Consider the following 14,448-nt stretch of genomic DNA (forward strand, 5'->3'; position numbering starts at 1 on the left):
TTTGCTAAGACCTTGCTTGGTAAGAACTTAATATTCAATTTATTAACCTCTCCCTGAAACCCCATGAGTGAAGAAAACCTACGCTATTCCAGGGAAGAACTGGCTGAGTTTGCGGAAATCATCCAAGATAAACTCAACGCAGCCCGCAAGGAAGTAGCATTCATCAAAGAAACACTGAGCCGTAAAAACGATTCGGGTACCGACAACACTGCCTCCTCCGCCAAAGTGCTGGAAGACGGTGCTGACACGGCCGAAAAGGAAAGCATGAACCAATTGGCCTCGCGCCAGATGAAGTTCATTCAGCAGCTCGAAAACGCACTGGTACGCATTAAGAACGGCACCTACGGCGTGTGCATCGGCACCGGCAAGCTGATTCCGAAAGAGCGCCTGCGCGCCGTACCGCACACCCAGCACTCCATCGAAGCTAAAATGGCGCGCCGCGACTAGCCGCGTTCCTTCCCTTATTCCTTGCCCGGACTTTCGGCAGGCGGCCTTCACCATCCGCGCCGCTGGTCCGGGCACTGTTTTCTGGGCTAATTCGTTAGCCCTTCTCCCTATTACTTTTTAACTCGTACCGTAGCGATACGGCACTTATACTTGCAACCATGGGCAAGAAACACAACAACGATAACTCCGCCCGGCGGGGACGCCCCGGCGACCGGCCGGCCGGCAATTTTGGCAACAGCGGTGGGCCGCGCAAATTCACTTCCCGCCCCGGCGAAGGTGGGTTTGGTGGTAGCCGCTCCGGCAATGATTCCGGTGGCCGCGACTTCTCCTCGCGCCCTTCTTCCGACCGTCCGAGCTATGGGGGCGGCAACCGCTTCGGCGGCAGCGAGGGTGGCCCGCGTAAGTTCGGCAACAGCTCCGGCGGCTTCGGCCGTAACGAGGGCGCTGGCAACCGGGGCGGTTTTGGTGGCCCCCGCCGCGAAGGAGGCGACGACCGCCGCTCCTTCGGCCGCGACAATGACCGCAATGGTCCGCGCCGCTTTGAGGGCCGTAACGAAGAGCGCCGCGACGAGCGTCCTGCTCAGCCCTACAACCCCAAGGCCAACTGGCCCGGCCAGCCCTACCGGCAGGAAGGCAAGCCCGCCGTGCCCCGCGGTGGTGCCGGTGAGCGGAACCGTAAGTTCAATAAGGTAAATCCGTTCGCTCAGCCTAAGCCCAGCATGCCCGAGCCCCCGGTAGATTTCCACCGCGAGGAGCGCGACGGCGACACCGGGCCCAACCGGGCCATCCGGCCGGCGCGTCCGTTCGACTTTCGTGGCGTGCCGGAAGGCTTCAACCGCGACGAGCAGCCTCGCGCTGAACGTCGGGAGAACGGTTTCAACCGGGAGGAAGGCCAGCGGCCCGAGCGCCGTGAGGGTGGCTTTAGCCGCGACCGGGATGAGCGGCGGAGCACGCCCGACCGCCGCGAAGGTGGTTTCGGCAATCGCAGCTTCGGTGAGCGACCTAGCTTTGGCAGCAAGCCGTATGGCGACAAAGGTGCGTCGCGTGGCGGCGACGCCAAGCCGCGTGCATTCGGCGATAAGCCAGCCTATGGCGACAAGCGGGAGGCCCGGCCTTACGGGGACCGGCCCGAGCGCACGGAACGCCCAGCCAAGCCAGCGTTTGACAACCGGGCTGATAAGCCCAAGCGGGGTGAAGTAGCCGGCGAAGCGCCCGACTACCGCAACCTGCGCCACTACGAGGAAGACAAAAACCGCGGCAACAAGCGCCGGCGCGATGAGGAAGAGCAGGCCGACACGACGCGGCTGAACCGCTACATCGCCAATGCTGGCATTTGCTCGCGCCGGGAAGCCGATGCGCTAATTGCCGCTGGCGAAATTAAGGTGAACGGGGAGGTGGTGACGGAAATGGGCTACCAGGTGCAGCCCACCGACACGGTGCAGTACGGCAAGACCAACCTGAAGCGGGAAAAGCACGTGTACGTGCTGCTCAACAAGCCGAAGGACTTCCTGACAACCACCGACGACCCCGAAGGCCGCCGCACGGTAATGGAGTTGGTGGCTTCGGCCTCAAAGGAGCGCATCTTCCCGGTAGGTCGCCTAGACCGCAACACGACGGGCCTGCTGCTGTTCACCAACGATGGCGAAGTAGCACAGAAACTCTCGCACCCCTCACACAAGAACAAGAAGATCTACCAGGTAGAGCTGAACAAGCCGCTGACGGAAGAGGACCTGGGCAAAATTGCGGCCGGTGTGGAGCTGGAGGATGGCAAAGCCGATGTGGATGACGTTGCCGTGGTAGCGGGCAACCCGCACTTCGTGGGTATCGAGCTGCATCTGGGTCGTAACCGCATCGTGCGCCGCATCTTCGAGCATCTGGGCTACGAGGTCGTGACCCTGGACCGGGTGCAGTACGCGGGCCTTACCAAAAAGGACCTGCCCCGCGGCAAATGGCGCTTCCTGAGCGAAAAGGAAGTTATCCGACTGAAGTATTTCCTGTAACCAAGCAACCTGCAGGCTGGCTGTTGACTCATACAGCCAGCCTGTTTGGTTTACGGCCGCGCCCTGCGGCGGCACCAGCAAGCTGGCTTGAAACCAGTAAGCACCTCTCTGTCTTCTTTCCTCATGCGTACCCTGGCCCTCGATATTGGCAACACTGCCGTGAAATACGGCTGCTTCGAGGGTGACGTACTGCTGGAAACGGCGGTGCTACCGGCCGTGGAGCAGGTGAATACCTTGCTGGCCAGGCTGACGCCGCAGCACGTGGTGGTCAGTTCCGTGGCCGAGGATACCGGCCGCTGGGCGCAGCAGTGGCAGCAGCTGGTGCGGGGCCGGGTGCTGGAGTTTGTGCCGGCCACCACGTCCTTGCCCATCCGCAATGCCTACGCTACGCCCCACACGCTGGGCGCCGACCGACTGGCCGCGGCCGCAGGAGCTGCCTGGTTCTGGCCGGGCCAAAGCACGCTCATCATTGATGCGGGCACGGCCATCAAGTGCGACTGGGTGGAAGACGGACGCACGTTTCGGGGCGGCAGCATCGCGCCGGGACTCCGGTTGCGGTTTGAGGCCCTGCACACGTTTACCGGCCGCCTGCCGTTGGTAGCAATGCCGACTGACACGGCGGCTCCCGTGACCCTGACCGGCGACGATACGCAGGCCGCTATTCGAAGCGGCGTGCTGAACGGAGCCGTGGCCGAAGTCAACGGTTTTATTGACGCGTATCAGGCCCAGAATCCTGGGCTGCGCGTGGTACTGGCCGGGGGCGACGCCGGCTTTTTTCAACCACGGCTGAAAGGCCGTATCTTTGTCATTCCGGAGCTCGTGCTCATTGGGCTTCACCGAATACTGGTGCATAATGTTGAAAACTAAATCCGCTGGCTTTGTAGGGCTGGTAGTATTGGGCCTGATGGCCGCCCCCAACGTCTATGGCCAAGGCCTGGGCAACTCTCCCTATTCGCGCCTGGGGCTGGGCGACTACAGCGCCAACGTGGGCGGGGTGCGGCAGATGGGCATGGGCGGCGTCGGCGTGGCCGCGCCTAACAGCATCAACGTCAACGATCTGAATCCGGCGCTGCTGTACTATACGGCCCGCACCACCTACGAAGTAGGCTTCAACGGGCAGTACAAAACGCTGCGTAACGCTACGTCTTCTAACAAGACCGGCAGCGGCAACCTGAGCTATCTGGCCCTGAGCCTGCCCATCTCCAAAAGCTGGGCCGCATCCGTTGGTCTGCGTCCGCTAAGCTCGGTCGACTACGAGTCAAACAACGTGGGCACGGTAGCCAACGACCCGAACAGCACTCAGATTATTCAGCAGAAAGGGGAAGGCGAAATCTCCGAGGCCTATATGTCGCACGCCTACCGGCTGGCTAAGGGCCTCTCGGTTGGCGTTACGGCGGCGTATGTGTTCGGAACGATAGATGAATCCGTGGGCTCTACCGTGGTGCCAGCCGGCACTACCACCACGGACGACATTACCAAGTCGGCCCTCAACGACCGGGTTCATTACTCAGACTTTGCTTTCCGGGGTGGCGTGCACTACCGCGGCAAGGCCAGTGAAAAGCTCAACTACAACCTGGGCGCGGTTTATAGCTTCAAAAGCAACCTGAGCGGCACCCGCACTACCACGCTCAGCCGCACGGATGTGAACGGGCTGGTGCTGGAGCAGATAACGCTGGCCAACGACGAGAAAGGTGCCGCCAACCTGCCGGCCCTCGCGCAGCTGGGCGTCAGCTTCGACAACAACAAGAACTGGAGCGCCAGCCTGGACGTGGCCCAGCAGCAGTGGTCCAAATTCAAAGGCTTCAGCGGTATCGGGGCCACCATTCCGCTCGACAACACCCTGCGCCTGGGCCTGGGCGGCGAGTACACGCCCGATGCTACCTCGGTCGAGAACTACTTTAAGCGCATCAGCTACCGGGCCGGCCTTAGCGTAAGCCAGCTGCCCTACCGCCCCAATGGCAAAACCCTCTACGACCGGGCCGTGAGCTGGGGCTTTGCTTTCCCCATGCCCTCGGCTACGCCCCTCGATGCCACCGTGGTCAGCCTGGGCTTCACCTACGGGCAGCGCGGCAACACCGACGCCAGCACCCTGGTGGAAGGCGGCACCTCGCGCACGATCAGCAACGTGAAGGAAGATTACATCCGCATGCAACTGGGCGTGACGCTGAATAACCGTTGGTTTATCAAACGTCGGATTGAGTAAGGTCCGTTTCGCTATGCCGGTTCAGCGCGCAAGTTGGTTGTTGTGGGGTGTTCTGCTGGCAGCAGGCAGTAGCGCGGGCTGTCAGGAAAAGGAAACGGAAGTCGCCAAGAAGAAGGTTGTGTATACCGGCCCGGCCGCCGAGACGACCAACGTACTGACCCTGCTCAGCGACTCGGCCGAGCTGCAGATCCGGCTCACGGCCCCGCTGGAGCAAACCTTCGAAACCGGGGACCAGATCTACCCTAAGGGCGTGAAGGTGAGCTTTTACGGGGAAGGCGGCCGCACGGTAATTAACACCCTGGAGGGCAAGTACGCCAAGTACGACAAGGCCAAAAACCTGTATGTGGTGCGCGGCGACGTGCGCGTGGCCAACCAGGTGAAGCAGCAGAAGATGAACACCGAAGAGCTGTTCTACGACCGGGTCAAGGCCATCATCTACACCCAGCCAGCCACCTTGGTGCGGGTGCAGACCCAAACCGAAATCCTGACGGGTAAAGGCTTGACGGCCAACCAGGACTTTTCGCGCTACAGCATTGCGGAGCCTACCGGCGTGTTCAGCATCAACCCGGATGCTCCAAAGCAATAACGATTTACCCGTATGAGCATGCGCATCGACCCGTCCATGGGACGCACCATCCTGTTTTCGCTGGGCGTCGTCACTTTCGTCATCGGGGTGTACCAGACGCTGGTAGAAAACAACCCCAAGGTGCCCCTGGAAAGCCTGCAGCGCAATTATTGGCTGTTCATGATTTCCCTGGGCTGCATTATGTACTACCGCTACCTCAAACAGCGGGAAAAGGAAGCCAACTTCCTGGCGCAGCAGCGGCAAGCCCCAAAAACGCCGACAAAATCCGGCATAGCCGAACCCCGCAAGAAGCCCCGAAACTAGCTTTCTACCTGAAAGTTGCGTCTCCGTACCCGCCCGCGGGCGGCGTTGCATTCGGCTGGCTTTGAATGTCCGGCAGATTCTGGTTATTTTGCGCCTCTTTCTACTTCTCTTACCGCGCTTTTTTTCAAGTAAATGGCATTAATTAACACGATCCGAGAAAAATCGAGTTGGGCTGTTGGCATCGTCGCCATCGGCTTGCTGCTCTTTATCGTCGGGGGAGACCTGATAGGCGGTAACAACCGTCTGTTTAACCGTAATGATAATTCGGTAGGCGAAATAGCCGGCGAAAAAGTAGACTACGAACAGTTTCAGGCTGCCCTGGAGCAGGCCAAGCAAAACTTCATCCAGCAGCAGGGCCGCCAGCCCGACGAAGCCACGATGGGCTACCTGCGCGACCAGGCCTGGAACCAGACCATCTACCGCATTGCCTTCCAGAAGGAGTTCGAAAAGCTGGGCATCACGGTATCGGATGACGAGCTGACCGACATGGTGCAGGGCAAGAACATTCATCCCAGCATCCGCCAAGCCTTCACCGACCAGCAGACCGGCCAGTTCGACCGCACTAAGGTGATTGAGTACCTGCGCAACCTCGAAAAGCTGCCCCCTCAGTCGCAGGACGCGTGGCGCAATTTCGAAGCCAACCTGCCCGCCGAGCGCATGGGCAACAAGTACAACAACCTGCTCAAGCTCTCGACCTACGTAACGACGGCCGAAGCCAAGCTCTACAACGAGAACCAGAACACGCGCGCTAGCATCCGCTACCTGTTCGTGCCTTACTTCTCGATTTCGGATTCGGCCGTGAAGGTGACCGATGCGCAGCTGCAGGCCTACCTCGACAAGAACAAAGCCCGCTACAAAGTGGAAGACGGCCGTACTATCGAGTACGTGACCATTCCGGTAACGGCTTCGGTGGAAGACAGCACGGCCGTTCGCAAATCGGTAGACGAGCTGGCTGCCCAGTTCCGTACCGCTCCCAACGATTCGCTGTTTGCCAAGCTAAACACCGACCCCGAGCACCCCTACAGCTCGGCCTACGTGTCGCCGGCCGATATGCCCGAGAAGCTGCGTCAGCAGCTGCCCCTCACGGTTGGTCAGGTATATGGCCCCTACGCCGAAAACGGCCTGTATTCCATCTTCAAAGTAACCGGCCAGAAAGCCGGTGCCCAGCCTGCCGCCCGCGCCAGCCACATCCTGATCAAGACCGAAGGCACCACGCCCGAAGCCAAAGCCGCGGCCCTGGCCAAAGCCAAAGACCTGCTGGCCAAAATCAAAGGTGGCGCTGACTTCGCCGCCATGGCGCGTCAGTTCGGCACCGACGGTACCACCGCTACTGGCGGCGACCTGGGCTGGTTTACGCAGGGCCGCATGGTGCCCGAGTTCGAGAAAGCCGTATTCGGTGCTACCTCGGCCGGCTTGTTGCCCAACCCCGTAGAGACTTCCTTCGGTTACCACATCATCAAGGTTACCGCTCCCAAAACCAACCAGACCTACCAGATTGCGGCCGTGCAGAAAAGCATCGTGCCCTCTGAGGCTACCCGCGAAGCTGCCTACGCCCGGGCGCAGGAGCTGAAGGGTAAAGCCACGGATCTGGCTTCGTTCCGCGCGGCCGTAGCCGCCGACAAGACCCTGCAGAAGCAGGAGGCCAAAGGTCTGGGTGCCAGCGACCGGGCGGTGAACAACATCCAGAATGCCCGCGAAGTAGTGCGCTGGGCCTATGGGGCCAACCCCGGTGGCAAGAAAACCGAAATCGGTGACATATCGGAAGTGTACGAGCTGGGCGACCAGTACGTAATTGCTGTCCTGACCGAGGAGCGCGCCAAAGGCACCGCCACCGTAGCCAGCCTGAAGCCCGAGCTGACGGCTGCCGTGCGCAACGAGGAGAAAGCCAAGCAGATCATTGCTAAGCTGAACGGTAAGAAAGGCACGCTGGAGCAGATTGCCGCCGCTTACGGCCCCACGGCTCAGGTGAAAACCGCTGACAACGTGGTGCTCGGCACCGGCGTAATTCAGGGCCTGGGCGGTGAGCCTCTGGCCGTGGGCAAAGCCTTTGGGGTGAAGCCCGGTCAGCAGTCGGCCCCGTTCCAGGGTGAGCAGGGTGTGCTGATTGTAGAGCCCGTGAAAGTAGAGAAGCCCACTGCTCCCGCCGATGTGAAGCAGATTCGTCAGCAACTGACGGCTCAGCGCACGGCCCGCGCCGATGGTGCCATCTACGAAGCGGTGAAGGCCAACGCCAACATCAAAGACGAGCGCACCAAGTTCTTCTAGGCCACTAGAAAACCAGAAGCACGAAAAAGGGCTGTATCTTCGGGTACAGCCCTTTTTGTTTGCCCACAAGCAGCCTTGCCTTCTCCAGCGGCTTCTTTTCGGCCGTAGACAAGTCCGCCAGGGGCCGGTTGTACGTTAGCAAGCTGGTTTTCAAACCGGAGTGAATGAAAGTAGGCCCGCCCCGGTTTACAGTCTCAGACTATTACTTGATTGACTTCTGCGCTATGCGTCTGTTTTCTTTGCGTCGGTTTACAAAGGTTGGTTCGGCTTTGGTGCTGTGCCTGGGGCTGGGTTTGCACGCGGTGCAGGCCCAAGATGACGGCGGCATTGCCTTGGCCCGGGAGTATGCGCGCAAGGGCGAAAACGAGAAGGCTGCCTTTCTTTTCGGTCGGCTGCGCAGCGAGGAGCAGGCGGCCCCCAACGTATTGCCCGAATACCTGACGGTGCTCGAAAACCTGAAGCGCTACAAGGAGGCGGAAAAGCTGGTGAAAAAGGCCATTCGTCAGCGCCCCGAGGAGCCATCCTACGGCGTGGCGCTGGGCAGCCTCTACACCACCGCCGGCGACGCCCCGGCCGCCACCAAGCAGTACGAGCGGGTCGTGAGCCAGCTGACGGCGGCCCAGGTAGCGCCTGTTGCTACCGAATTCATGCGCCGCAACCTGCCGGACTGGGCCGAGAAAACCTACCTGAAGGGCCGCATCCTGACTAAAGACGACACCGAGTATGCGCCCCAGTTGATTCAGCTCTACACCCAGTCGGGCCAGACGGATAAGGTGATGAGCGAAACCCTGCGCCTGGTGCAGGACGACGAGCAGCAGCTGCCTTTCGTGCGCAACATGCTGCAGAACAGCCTGCGCGAAGACAAGGATTTCGATGCCCTAGAGAAGGTGCTGTTTGCCAACGTGCAGAAGTTTCCCGAGCGGGCTGTGTACAGCGAGCTGCTGTTGTGGCTCCAGACCCAGCGCCGCGACTTTACCGGGGCCCTAGTACAGGCCAAAGCCCTCGACCGGCGCGGCCGCACCGACGGAGCCCGCGTGATGGAGCTGGCCAGCATTGCCCAGCGCAACAAAGATTACGAAAGCGCCATTGCCGGCTTCGACTACGTGACGCGCGAGTACCGCAGCGGCATGTACTACCGCCTGGCCCGGCAGCGGCTGGTGCAGGCCCGCGAGGAGCAGGTGCGCTCCACCTACCCCGTCGACCCGGCCAAGATCCGCGGCCTGATCGGGGAGTACCAGCAGGTGCTGACGGAGCTGGGTAAAACGCCCGAAACCGCTCCGGTGCTGCGCAACATGGCAGCCCTGTATGCCTTCCAGCTCGATGAGAAGGACAAGGCCATGACCATGCTGCAGGAGGTAATCGACCTGCCCCGCGCCAGCCTCGACGTGGTGGATGAAGCCAAAATCAACCTGGCCGACATTTTCCTGCTGCGCAGTGAGCCCTGGGAAGCCACGCTATTGTATTCGCAGGTGGAGAAGTCGCACAAAGACTCGCCGGTGGGCTACGAGGCCAAGCTGCGCAATGCCCGCCTGAGCTACTACGCCGGCGACTTCAAGCTGGCCAAAAGCCACCTGGACATTCTGAAGGAAGCCACCAGCCGCGAAATTGCTAACGACGCCATGCAACTCAGCCTGCTCATCACCGACAACACGGCCATGGACACCTCGGGCGTGGCCCTGCGCGACTACTCGGCCGTGGAGCTGCTCGTGTTCCAGAATAAGCTGCCTGCCGCCCTCAAGGGCCTCGATAACCTCCTGCAGAAGTACCCCGGCCACGCCCTCACCGACGATGCCTGGTACCTGAAGGCCCAGCTGCAGCGCCGCATGGGCGACTACCCGGCGGCCCTCACCACGCTGGAGAAGATTACGGCCAACCCTAAATACGACGTGCTCAGCGACGACGCCCTGTTTCTGACGGCCAGCATTGCCGAGGAAAACCTGCAGGACCGCGAAAAAGCTAAAACGCTCTACAACCAGCTGCTGGTGAAATACCCCGGCAGCATTTACACGGCGGAAGCCCGCAAGCGCTTCCGCAAGCTGCGCGGCGACGCAGTAAACTAGTCGGCGTGTTGAACGTCATGCTGAGCGCAGCCGAAGCATCTCTACCGCTTCGTTGCAATGGCAATTAATTACTGCTGCAGTAGAGATGCTTCGGCAAGCTCAGCATGACAATATTGTCTAGGCTGTTCTTTCTCCAGCAACGTCAGCACGCGAGATTCCTCGCGCTGCTCGGACTGATGGCCGCAGGTAATAATTGCTTACCGGAAGAAGGTGAACATGATGGCCAGGGCCAGCAGGAATATCAGATACATCAGCCCGTCGGTCAGGATGTACTGTTTGTACTGCTTGTAAAAGGCAATCAGCTTCTTCATGGGTGCGGGCTCGGGCAAGAGGAAGGCAAAAATAGGAATTCAGCCCGCGCCAAAACGCCGGTATTCGGAAGGACCGCCGTTTTCTTCTTACTTTTGAAGATAACGCCCGTTAGGGCCCGCCGCTGAATCATGGAAAAAAGATGGATCCGCAAGCCTGCGCCTGAACCTACCAAGGTCAGTCACCTGGCTGACGCCCTGCGCGTAAACGAGGCCATCATCGCGCTGCTCTGCCAGCGCGGGGTGTGTTCTTACGACGAAGCCTACGAATACTTCCGGCCCAGCCTCGACCATCTTCCTGATCCGCTGCGCATGCGCGACATGGACCGGGCCGTGGAACGCCTCCTGACCGCGTTGCACGAAGGCCAGAAGGTGCTGGTGTTCGGCGACTACGACGTGGACGGCACCACCTCGGTAGCTGTCGTATTTTCCTATTTGCGCACCCTGTTCGGTCCCGAGCGGGTCGACTACTACATTCCGGACCGCTACAAGGAAGGCTACGGCATTTCCGACGCCGGCATCGATTTCGCCGTTGCTCAGAACTTCAGCCTCATCATTGCCCTCGACTGCGGCGTGAAGGCCATCGACCGGATTGACTACGCCAACGAGCGGGGCATCGACTTCATTATCTGTGACCACCACTTGCCCGGGACCGAGCTGCCCAAGGCCGTGGCCGTACTCGACCCCAAGCGCGCCGACTGCGAATACCCTTTCAAGGAGCTTTCCGGCTGCGGCGTGGGCTTCAAGCTGATGCAGGCTTTGTGCCAGCACCTGGGCATGGACCAGGCGCCGCTGTATGAGCTGCTGGATCTGGTGGCCATCAGCATTGCGGCCGATATTGTACCCATCACCGGTGAAAACCGCATTCTGGCCTACCACGGCCTGCGCCTGCTCAACGACCGGGTGCAGGGGCAGCGGCCCGGCGTGGCAGCTCTGCGCGAGCTGGCCGGCCTGCGCGACGGGGAGCTGACGATCAGCAGCCTCGTGTTTGGCTTTGCCCCCCGCATCAACGCGGCGGGCCGCATGGGCGACGCCAAACGCTCGGTAGCTATGCTGCTGGCCGAAAGCAAGGAAGAAGCGGTGGAGAAAACCGGCGTGGTGGATAAAACCAACATTGAGCGCCGCGGCTTCGATACCAGCATCACCAAAGAGGCTTTGAGCATGATTGAGGACGATGCCTCGCTGCGCAACGCCAGCTCCACGGTGCTCTACAAGGAAGACTGGCACAAGGGCGTCATCGGCATTGTGGCCTCGCGCTGCCTCGACAAGTACTACCGGCCCACCATCATCCTGACCCAGAGCAACGGTAAGGCCACCGGCTCGGCCCGCTCGGTAGTGGGCTTCGACGTGCACCAGGCCATCAGTGAGTGCGCCGATTTGCTCGACCAGTACGGCGGGCACATGTATGCCGCCGGCCTCACGCTGCCGGTCGAAAACGTGCCCAAGTTCCGGGAGCGGTTCGAGCAGGTAGTAGCCGGCCGTATTCTGCCCGAGCAGCTGATTCCGCCGGTGGAAATCGACAGCGTGCTGAAGCTGGCCGACATCACCGAGAGCTTCTACAAGCTGCTGCACCAGATGGAGCCCTTCGGCCCCGGCAACCCCAATCCGGTATTCGAGTCGGAGTACGTGTATGCCACCCCAGACTCGGCCCGCATCGTGGGCAACTCCCACCTGAAGCTGACCCTGACCCAGGACGGCCACCACACCGTGGATGCCATTGGCTTTGGGCTGGGCGAGTACCAGGAGCGAATTTCCGACGGGCACCCGTTTAACGTGTGCTACACGGTGGAAATAAACGAGTACCGCGGGCAGCGCACCCTGCAACTGCGGGTGAAGGATATTCGCTGGGTAGAATAGCTGAACTGGCTGAGCGCTTCGGTGCCTAGGATGTAGCGCGTGCTTCGTCGGGCCGCGTGTGCCACCATGCCCACAAGATGAGCACTGCCTGCAAGGGTAGCCGGGCCCAGAGCAGCCAGGGCGCTACGCCCAGGCCCGCGCCGCTGGTTTGGGCCATGTACACGTTGGCCGGAAACACGGCTAGCAACAGCGCAATGATGCCCCAGGCGGCCCCGCGCCGGGTGCGGGAGGGTAGGAGCAACAGGCCCAGCGCTACTTCCGCCACGCCGCTGATAAGCACCAGCTCCCGGTGCCAGGGCAAATACGGCGGCATGATGCGCAGGTACGGTTCGGGTTTGATGAAATGCAGCAGGCCGGCGCCAATGAACACCAGGCTCAGCGTGTAGCGGCTGATGGTTTTAAGACGCGGCATAAGAAAGCAGGGAAATTCTCACCGAAGGGTTTCAGAAGGGCAATTTTGGCTGACCCGGCGTACTGCGTACCTTCGCCAGACGTTGTAACTCTAGTCCCTGTTACTATTCCCTCCCGCATGAAATTGTTATATCTCGCCCTGGGCCTTGGGCTGGCTACCGCTATGCCCGCCGTTGCCCAGCAGCCCGCTGGCTATCAGATTACCCTCGACCTGGAGCACACGACCAACGACCAGGTGAAGGTGGTTATCAACACGCCGCCGGTGAAGGAAGCCCAGGCTACCTACGTAATGCCCTCGGTGGTGCCCGGCTCGTATTCCAAGAAAGACTATGGCCGCTTCGTGCAGGGCTTCACGGCCCTCGACCGCAAAGGCCAGAAGCTGAAAGTGAAGCAGCAGGGCGACAACCTGTTTATCATTGACAAAGCCCCCAGCCTGGCCCGCATCGAGTACCTGGTGAATGACACCTGGGACGTGAAGCAGGACGACAGCTTCATCTTCCAGCCCGGCGGCACCAACTTCGAGGCTGGTCAGAACTTCGTGCTCAACCACTACGGCCTCTACGGCTACCTCGAAGGCTACAAGATGCAGCCCTACCAGGTAACTGTGGCCAAGCCGGCCGACCTTTACGGGGCCAGCTCCCTGGCCGCCCGCCGTGCCACGCCCACCCAGGACGTCTTCACGGCCGCCAGCTACGTGGAGCTGGCCGACTCGCCCATTCTCTACAGCCGCCCCGATACGGCCAGCTTCAGCACCGGTGGGGCGCGCATTGCCGTGTCGGTAGTGTCGGAAACGGGGGCGGTGAAGGCCGTGCAGGTACGCGAGATTATGCGCCCCATGGCCGAGGCCCTGACCAAGTTCTTCGGCCAGATGCCCGTGCCGACCTACCATTTCCTAATGTACTTCCCGAGCTTCAACTCCCCGCTGGCCAGCAAAAAAGGCGGCTACGGCGCCATGGAGCATTCGTATTCGTCGGTGTATTTCCTACCCGAAGTGCCCGACGAGGACGGCCTGCGCAGCATGGTACAGGAGGTAGCCTCCCACGAGTTTCTGCACATGCTGGCCCCGCTGAATATCCACAGCCGCGAAATCGGGGAGTTCGACTTCCGCAACCCCAAGATGTCGCAGCACCTGTGGCTGTACGAGGGCGTAACGGAGTACATTGCCCAGCTGGTACAGGTGCGCGGGGGCCTGAGTACGCCCGCCGAGTTTCGGGAACGGATGAAAGGCAAGATTGATAAGGCCGCCAAGCACCCGGCCGTATCGTTCACCGAGATGAGCCGCAAGATTCTGGAGGCACCCTACAAGGACATGTACGAAACCGTGTATGACAAAGGCGCGCTCATCGGCTTTCTGCTCGATATCCGCATTCAGGAGCTGAGCCAGGGCAAGCAAACCCTGCGCGACGTGCTGCTGGCCCTGCGCGCCAAATACGGCCCCACGCGTTCCTTCGAAGATGCCGAGCTGATTCCCGAAGTCGTGGCCCTGACCAACCCCGCCATCCAGCAGTTCTTCGACCAGTACGTCATTGGCAAGCAGCCTTTGCCCTACGCCGAGTACTTCGACAAAATTGGGTGGCGCTACCAGGCCACCGGCCGCGGCACCGTGAAGGCCTTCGGCCGCCTGGGCTTCCGCTACGACACCGATAAAAAGCAGTTTTTCGTGGCCAGTACCAAGCCTGATCAGAATGCCTTCGGCGTGCAGGACGGCGACGCCGTGCTGGCCGTGAACGGGACACCCGTGACGATGGCCAACGCCGAGAAGATGCTGCGGCCCCTGGTAGAGCCCACCACCGCCGATGCCGTGCGCCTGCAGTTTCAGTCGGGCACGGCGGCGGCCCAGGAACGGCAGGCCACGCCCCGGGAGTTTGAGGTGGAAGTCAAAAATGGCGTGGAGGAAGTAGCCGCGCCTACGCCGGCCCAGCTGCAGCTGCGCAATCAGGTGCTGAAGCCGCTGGGTTAGGCTGCTACGGCTGGCCTTCAGGCTTCTGCTTTCTAACGCCTACCTTTG

11 protein-coding genes are annotated in these 14,448 nt (G+C 61.0%); 10 read left to right on the forward strand and 1 reads right to left on the reverse strand.

Annotation, left to right across the window (positions count from 1 at the left end; translation table 11 throughout):
• The first annotated feature begins 63 nt into the window (after positions 1 to 63).
• The 9 genes from LGH70_RS21315 (at position 64) to recJ (ending at position 12,029) form a co-directional block, all read left to right on the forward strand.
• Complete coding sequence (locus tag LGH70_RS21315; RefSeq protein ID WP_135465508.1) at positions 64 to 447, forward strand: TraR/DksA family transcriptional regulator; 384 nt, start codon at positions 64 to 66, stop codon at positions 445 to 447.
• Positions 448 to 605: 158 nt separating this feature from the next.
• The gene (locus LGH70_RS21320) at positions 606 to 2,447 is read left to right on the forward strand and encodes a pseudouridine synthase (protein WP_226189842.1); all 1,842 of its coding nucleotides are present in this window, start codon (positions 606 to 608) and stop codon (positions 2,445 to 2,447) included.
• Positions 2,448 to 2,570: 123 nt separating this feature from the next.
• Positions 2,571 to 3,314 carry a type III pantothenate kinase gene (locus LGH70_RS21325; protein WP_226189844.1) on the forward strand — a complete coding sequence of 248 codons (744 nt, stop codon included), beginning with the start codon at positions 2,571 to 2,573 and terminating at the stop codon, positions 3,312 to 3,314.
• Positions 3,301 to 4,650, forward strand: coding sequence for a BamG family beta-barrel-assembly machinery protein (gene bamG, locus LGH70_RS21330; protein ID WP_226189846.1), 1,350 nt, complete (start codon positions 3,301 to 3,303; stop codon positions 4,648 to 4,650). The genes LGH70_RS21325 and bamG overlap by 14 nt, the downstream gene beginning before the upstream one ends.
• Positions 4,643 to 5,236, forward strand: a complete 594-nt coding sequence (lptC, locus tag LGH70_RS21335) for an LPS export ABC transporter periplasmic protein LptC (RefSeq protein WP_226189848.1) — start codon at positions 4,643 to 4,645, stop codon at positions 5,234 to 5,236. Before bamG ends, lptC begins: the two co-directional genes overlap by 8 nt.
• Positions 5,237 to 5,254: 18 nt before the next feature.
• On the forward strand, positions 5,255 to 5,539 hold the full coding sequence (locus tag LGH70_RS21340; protein WP_226189850.1) for a hypothetical protein: 285 nt from the start codon (positions 5,255 to 5,257) through the stop codon (positions 5,537 to 5,539).
• A gap of 132 nt (positions 5,540 to 5,671) precedes the next feature.
• Positions 5,672 to 7,804, forward strand: coding sequence for a peptidylprolyl isomerase (locus LGH70_RS21345; protein ID WP_226189851.1), 2,133 nt, complete (start codon positions 5,672 to 5,674; stop codon positions 7,802 to 7,804).
• A gap of 224 nt (positions 7,805 to 8,028) precedes the next feature.
• A complete protein-coding gene (locus tag LGH70_RS21350; protein ID WP_226189852.1) occupies positions 8,029 to 9,864 on the forward strand; it encodes a tetratricopeptide repeat protein in 1,836 nt (611 codons plus the stop codon).
• 440 nt (positions 9,865 to 10,304) lie between these two features.
• Positions 10,305 to 12,029 (forward strand): single-stranded-DNA-specific exonuclease RecJ, encoded by a 1,725-nt coding sequence (gene recJ, locus LGH70_RS21355; RefSeq protein ID WP_226189853.1) that lies wholly within the window; start codon positions 10,305 to 10,307, stop codon positions 12,027 to 12,029.
• A gap of 25 nt (positions 12,030 to 12,054) precedes the next feature.
• On the opposite strand, the gene LGH70_RS21360 is transcribed toward recJ, so the two are convergent.
• Entirely contained in the window at positions 12,055 to 12,441 is a 387-nt protein-coding gene (locus LGH70_RS21360) for a DoxX family protein (protein WP_226189854.1), read from the reverse strand.
• A 117-nt stretch (positions 12,442 to 12,558) separates the two neighbouring features.
• Between LGH70_RS21360 and LGH70_RS21365 the strand changes: the two genes are divergently transcribed.
• Positions 12,559 to 14,400 carry a M61 family metallopeptidase gene (locus tag LGH70_RS21365; protein WP_226189855.1) on the forward strand — a complete coding sequence of 614 codons (1,842 nt, stop codon included), beginning with the start codon at positions 12,559 to 12,561 and terminating at the stop codon, positions 14,398 to 14,400.
• Positions 14,401 to 14,448: the final 48 nt, after the last annotated feature.

Source organism: Hymenobacter nitidus, from assembly GCF_020447315.1.
GTDB lineage: Bacteria > Bacteroidota > Bacteroidia > Cytophagales > Hymenobacteraceae > Hymenobacter > Hymenobacter nitidus.